We start from the raw sequence: 6,000 nt of genomic DNA on the forward strand, positions 1-6,000 counted from the left end.
TTAAGATCCAATCAATGTTCAATTAAATCCTATTAAATAACATAATAATGTTATAATTATATTCCTTCATCAATATAGTGGTATTGGATATAATTATTTTTTTTTACCTAGGGGGTAGGTAAATAATGAGCAAAGATTATGAACACCTGAAAGAATAAGAGAAAGACGAAGACAAAAAGAATTGGAAGATAATCCATTTGGTCATATAAATAACGAAAATGGTAGGGCTCAGTATAGTTTAGTCGATTTAGTAGTAGTTTAGGTTGGAAAGGCACTTTAGTATTAATCATTGTTATTATTGTTGGTCTTATAGTTGCCCAATATTTTTAAGCAAGAGAATTTTTATTAATGGTTTTAGTTTTTGAGAAAGCCTGTCTAATTCTTTTGTGAGTGACACAATATGAGATGATGTGTATAATATCAAAGAAATCTAGTTGTCGGGTGACAAAAACATAGTAACATTAGAAGCCGCTAATTAAGCGGCTTTTTATATTCATGTTATCAAGTTCTTGTCAAATCACAATGATAAGAACTTGATAACATTCCCGACAGATGACAAGAACATTGTTACATTCCCGATATGATGTCATCGACGGCGGCTAATAAAGATGATTAGACGCCTTTTTATTAAACTAACGGGCAGGATAGTTCCAATATGTGGAAGTATAGAACAACTAACTCAGTAGGAATATAATGTCATATGACGATTCTTTACTGATCGTTCTCAATATGTTATATTACTTGAGGGAGGGAGATGGGAATGGCGAGAAGTAAGGAGTTCGAAGAGAACGAGGTCTTGGATAAGGCGATGAGGCTCTTTTGGGAGCAGGGGTACGAGAAAACGTCCATGACCGAGTTGGTTGAGCATATGGGCATTCATCGAAGAAGCTTGTATGATACTTTTGGCGATAAGCACAATCTGTTCCTAAAAGCGATGGATCGGTTTGACGACAAAATCAGCGCCGCGCTTGCTGGAGGGGTTAAACGTTCCAAGACTGCATCGGAGGCATTACAGTTTATTTTTAGTTTTATGATCGAAGGGGATGAGGACTCGCCAGCCGGGTGCTTAATGGTGAATTCGGCCGTAGAATTGGCGGCGCGCGACGCCGAGGTGGACAACAAGTCCACGAAATCATTCACGACAGCAGAGCAAGTGCTCAAGGAGATTATTCTTTGGGGACAGCGTGAAGGTGAATTCACCTCCACATACAATGCCGAGGAATTGGCGGAATACCTGCATAATGTATGGATAGGGTTAAGGGTAATGGCAAGAACCTCGGCTTCCAAAGAAAAGCTTCACCGCATTACTCATATTTCGATGAAACTTTTGGAAGAATGAGTGTAGTCAGTTCAGATGCAAAAAGTCTCCCTTATGCTAATCCATGCTCTTTCAGATCTATTTATTTTATACCTATTTTAGAATGATCATTCTCAAAAGGAATCGCAAAAAGAAGTTCTAAAGCTTTGCTTTAACTACAACACACAAAAACAACAGGATAAGGTACGCAGTTTTTTTTGCAATATTGAGAACGATCGTTCCCAATAAGGGGCGGGGATATCGAGCAATAACTCGCTTACCGTATACTGCAGATCAAAACGCAGACCGAATAGCTTCAAAAACTATTTCATAATTAAAATACAATAAAAGGAGCACATGAAAATGAATATTTCTGAACAAGTTGCATTTGTCACTGGCGCGAATCGAGGTTTTGGTCGCCATCTCGCTCTTGAACTTCTATCCAGAGGAGCTAAGGTGTATGCCGGAGCCAGAAATCCGCAGTCCATTAACATTCCCGGTGCAATTCCTGTAAAGCTTGATATTACGAACCCTCAAGAGGTAGCTGCAGCTGCTATGGCCGCTCAAGATGTTACGCTTCTGATCAACAATGCAGGATCGGCTACAGGAGCTACTTTGCTTGACGGTGAACTCGATCAAATTCAGTTGGAATTTAATACGCACTTCTTCGGCACATTATCCATGATTCGCAATTTCGCACCAATTCTTATTAAGAATGGTGGAGGATCCATACTGAATATCCTTTCCGCATTATCATGGTTCAGTATTGGCGGGAGTGAAGGCGCTTATTCAGCTGCAAAGGCGGCTGCGTGGGCAATGACGAACGAGTTGCGCTTAAATCTGTATCCTCAAAATGTGAGAGTAGCTGGCTTGCATGTGGGCTTCATGGATACAGACATGACATCAGGGGTTGAAGCTCCGAAGTCCAACCCTGCTGATATTGCAAAAATTGCAATTGATGGAATAGAGTCCGATAGCTTTGAAATTCTTGCTGATGAACCGAGCCGTCAACTCCAGCGTGCTCTCGCTGGCGGTGTAGCTGCTATTTACCCACAGCTTAAATGATGAGCAAAACTGTACTAATTACTGGAGCGTCGGGCGGAATTGGAAAAGAGCTGGCGGATCGTTTCGCCAAAGACGGATACGACTTGGTGCTGGTCGCTCGCAGCGAGGACAAGCTCGTGGATCTCGCGAGGGAATATCGGGAAAAGTACCGTGTCCAAACGACATACATCGCCAAAGATGTTGCGTTGCCTGGCGTGGCGGAGGAAATCTACAGGGAGCTTAAAGAAAATGGGATCACCGTCGACTTTCTTGTTAATAATGCGGGCTTCGGCTTGTACGGGGAATTCTTGGAGACACAGCTGGAACAAGAAACGAATATGATCGACATTAATATCAAGGCTTTGACTGTAATGACGTAGGTGTTCTTACCGGATATGGTCAAAAGGCACCAAGGGGGCGTGCTGAACGTAGCTTCGTTGGTGGCTTTTTTCCCGGGGCCATTGATGGCAGTTTACTACGCGACAAAAGCGTACGTGCTATCGTTCACTGAGGCTTTGGAGAATGAGCTGCGCGGCACAGGCGTGACTGTGTCCGCACTCTGTCCGGGAGCGACAGCGACTGGCTTCGTCGATCGTGCTGGGCTAGCCACCTCAAAGCTGTTTAGAAGCGGCGTCATGGAGGTTGGGCAGGTGGCTGACATAGGCTATCGCGAATTCTTGCGGGGCAAGACTTTAATCATAACAGGGAGGCGCAACAAGTTCATGGCGTTCTTGCCGCGGTTGCTTCCTCGCAAGCTCATGACAAATGCGGTCAGATCCGCACAGGCTAAAGTGGAGCGATAATCGAAAAAGGCAGTGGAGTTAGTAAAACAAACACAATTTGTAGAGGGGTTTTTAAAATGGAAAAACTGTGGAGCAAAACGAAAATTGGCAACCTGGAATTACCCCATCGATTAGCGATGGCACCAATGACACGAAGTAGAGCGCACGAGGATGGTACGCCGGGAGAGTTAACTTCACATTATTATGCACAAAGAGCATCGATGGGTTTAATTATTAGTGAAGGCACACAACCTTCTGATGATGGACAAGGTTACTTAAGGTCACCGGGCATCTATACGGAAAAACATATTGAAGGTTGGAAAAAGGTTACGGACTCGGTACATGATGCAGGTGGATTTATTTTTATCCAATTAATGCATGTCGGTCGTGTTTCGCACCCAGACAATACACCACATCATCGTCAACCCGTTGCACCATCTGCGATCAAACCCGGTGTAGAAATGTTTACGGCAAAAGGGATGCAGGAAATACCCGTTCCAAGAGAATTAAGTGAAAAGGATATCCAGACGACAATTGCAGACTTCCGGAAAGCAGCAGTGGCAGCAATTAAAGCAGGTGCTGACGGCGTTGAAATTCACGGAGCCAATGGTTATCTGATTAATCAATTTTTTGGGGAGAATTCTAATACACGATCGGATAAATACGGTGGATCGATAGAGAACCGTGCTCGCTTTGCAATTGAAGTAACGAAAGCAATCGTTGAAGAAATTGGAGCAGAACGAACAGGTTTCCGTATTTCGCCGGGAACACCTCTTAACGGAATTGATGAGGGCGAACACGGCCCTGAAGTTTATCTTCACCTTGTAAAAGAATTAGCTCAATATAATTTAGCTTACCTCCATGTTATGCATTTAGGGAACGAAACACTGCTTCGTGAAATTCGCAACAACTGGCCAAATCCTTTATTAGTCAATAGAGCTGGACGGGCTCTAGATGATCTTAGTGTAGATATTGATAATGGCCTTGCTGATATGGTGCCAGTCGGGGTGTGGTCATTAGCTAATCCAGACTTAGTTGAACGTCTTAAAGAAGGCTTTCCTTTGAATGAAGCAGATCGTAAAACATTGTACTCTGGCAACGGAAGCGAGGGTTACACAGATTATCCTACGATGAAAGAACTTCAATCTCAACAACAGTAAAGAACAACATGGATATTGCTATATGATGGCGTACAAGTTAAAGTACGCCATCAATTTTCCCAATATACGAATGTGGCATTAAGATAAATGAGAAAAGGAGAAGATGAAGAATTGAAAGCTGCACAAATGAAAAAATATTCAAAACAAATCCAATTAGAAATAAACAATATAAAAATACCGGAAATCAATAACCATGAGGTTCTTATCAAAGTAAAAGCTGCAGGTGTAAATCCCTTAGACATTCTTATATTAAATGGGAGTATTCGCATGATTGCCGATTATGACTTCCCTTTAACTTTAGGAAACGAACTATCCGGCGTTATTGAGGCTGTTGGAAAAGATGTTGTGAAATTCAAGGTTGGAGATCCCGTTTATACGAGGCTGCCAATAAATAAAATAGGAGCTTTTGCTGAGTATGCGGCAGTCCATGAGGACGCGATTTCCGTTATGCCTAAAAATCTTTCTTTTATTGAGGCCGCCGCGGTACCCCTCACGGCTTTGACTGCATATCAAGCCTTGCATGATGTACTTCATGTTCAACCCGATAAAAAACTATTTATACCTGGAGGAACCGGCGGCTTTGGTACGATGGCTATCCCGATAGCCAAATCGATGGGGTTATATGTGATTACGAGCGGCAGTGAAAGAGGGAGATCACGTACTCTGTCCATCGGCGCTGATCAATTCATTAACTATAAAGAGGAAAATTATTTTGATTTGCTATCTAATATCGATTATGTTATCGATACTTTAGGGATAAAAGAAATTAAAACGGAACTTGCTATTCTCAAACCACATGGGAAATTGGTTTCATTGAAGGCTTTACCCAATTACCGCTTTGCTGTTGAAAATAACTTTCCAATATGGAAAAAGCTATTGTTTGGTTTAGTAGGTGCTCGTTTAGATCGATTAGCAGCTAAACAGAATAAAGAATATCGCTTCTTATTCGTGTCCGCCAATGGCAGGCAATTACAAGAACTGACGAAATTAGTTGAGGATGAAGATATTAAGCCGGCTATAGATTCAGTTTATAATTTTGATGACATTAACAAGGCTTTAATTAAAGTTTCTACTGGTCACTCCGAAGGAAAAGTGATTGTAACCTTTTAAGGAGCGGACATATAAATTTTGGAAATAGCTCGAAGGGGGTCTTTGCATAATTCCGCATTCACGCTTCGTAGCATTTGGCTGATTACGCTAACGGATAACGCTAGTTCAATACGCCCCTGATTATTAAAACCTCTCCGTAGAAGCAAACTAGATTTAATAGCTTCTAAAGGGAGGTTTTGTTATGAAATTAAGTGAGCTGTGGAGGGAATCGATTATTGGATAATCTGATAAGCTTCAACTTCTTCAGCAAGGGCATCGATCTGGCTTCGTAGGTGAGAAAGATGCTCTTGGTACTGAAGAAGTAAATCAATGAACAGAGATAAAGTGCCCGTCAATCCTGTCGGGGGACCAGAACATGGTCCCATAGAAAGTCGCTAATTTAGCGGCTTTTTTGTTATGGCTTTAGCCAGTTGAGTGCGTGAAACGCGCGAAACAAAAAACCACCCGCTATGCGGGTGGAGGGATTGAGGGTTTGACCATTGAGACCATTCCAATAAAATTGAGATGTTCAGGCTCAAAGAAAGGAATGGTCTCAAATGGCAACCAAGAGCTACAGCCTAGCTCACACAAAGTGGATGTGCAAATACCACATTGTATTTACCCCGAA

Annotated in this window: 4 protein-coding genes and 3 pseudogenes; all 7 read left to right on the top strand. The window is 42.2% G+C overall.

Translation table 11 applies throughout. The annotated features are described in order from the left end of the window. Window positions 1–181: 181 nt before the first annotated feature. Window positions 182–330, top strand: a pseudogene (locus tag AK95_RS34940) (DUF6366 family protein). Between the two features lie 430 nt (window positions 331–760). Beyond that, window positions 761–1,339, top strand: a complete 579-nt coding sequence (locus AK95_RS20630) for a TetR/AcrR family transcriptional regulator (RefSeq protein ID WP_071221795.1) — start codon at window positions 761–763, stop codon at window positions 1,337–1,339. A 321-nt stretch (window positions 1,340–1,660) separates the two neighbouring features. After that, window positions 1,661–2,362 carry an SDR family oxidoreductase gene (locus AK95_RS20635; protein WP_071221796.1) on the top strand — a complete coding sequence of 234 codons (702 nt, stop codon included), beginning with the start codon at window positions 1,661–1,663 and terminating at the stop codon, window positions 2,360–2,362. Next, a pseudogene (locus AK95_RS20640) lies at window positions 2,359–3,144 on the top strand (SDR family NAD(P)-dependent oxidoreductase). The gene AK95_RS20635 and the pseudogene AK95_RS20640 overlap by 4 nt, the downstream one beginning before the upstream one ends. 56 nt (window positions 3,145–3,200) lie before the next feature. Beyond that, a complete protein-coding gene (locus AK95_RS20645; RefSeq protein WP_071221797.1) occupies window positions 3,201–4,283 on the top strand; it encodes an alkene reductase in 1,083 nt (360 codons plus the stop codon). An 87-nt stretch (window positions 4,284–4,370) separates the two neighbouring features. Then, on the top strand, window positions 4,371–5,393 hold the full coding sequence (locus tag AK95_RS20650; RefSeq protein WP_201259416.1) for an NADP-dependent oxidoreductase: 1,023 nt from the start codon (window positions 4,371–4,373) through the stop codon (window positions 5,391–5,393). Between the two features lie 536 nt (window positions 5,394–5,929). Beyond that, window positions 5,930–6,000 (top strand): annotated as a pseudogene (locus AK95_RS34250) (IS200/IS605 family transposase); the annotation flags it as partial.

This window comes from Paenibacillus sp. LC231 (assembly GCF_001860525.1).
Lineage (GTDB): Bacteria > Bacillota > Bacilli > Paenibacillales > Paenibacillaceae > Paenibacillus_AQ.

Bases quoted from the DNA above. Each gene is read 5' to 3' on its own strand.
- AK95_RS20630 (WP_071221795.1), top strand. From the start codon at position 761: ATGGCGAGAAGTAAGGAGTTCGAAGAGAACGAGGTCTTGGATAAGGCG.
- AK95_RS20635 (WP_071221796.1), top strand. From the start codon at position 1,661: ATGAATATTTCTGAACAAGTTGCATTTGTCACTGGCGCGAATCGAGGT.
- AK95_RS20645 (WP_071221797.1), top strand. From the start codon at position 3,201: ATGGAAAAACTGTGGAGCAAAACGAAAATTGGCAACCTGGAATTACCC.
- AK95_RS20650 (WP_201259416.1), top strand. From the start codon at position 4,371: ATGAGAAAAGGAGAAGATGAAGAATTGAAAGCTGCACAAATGAAAAAA.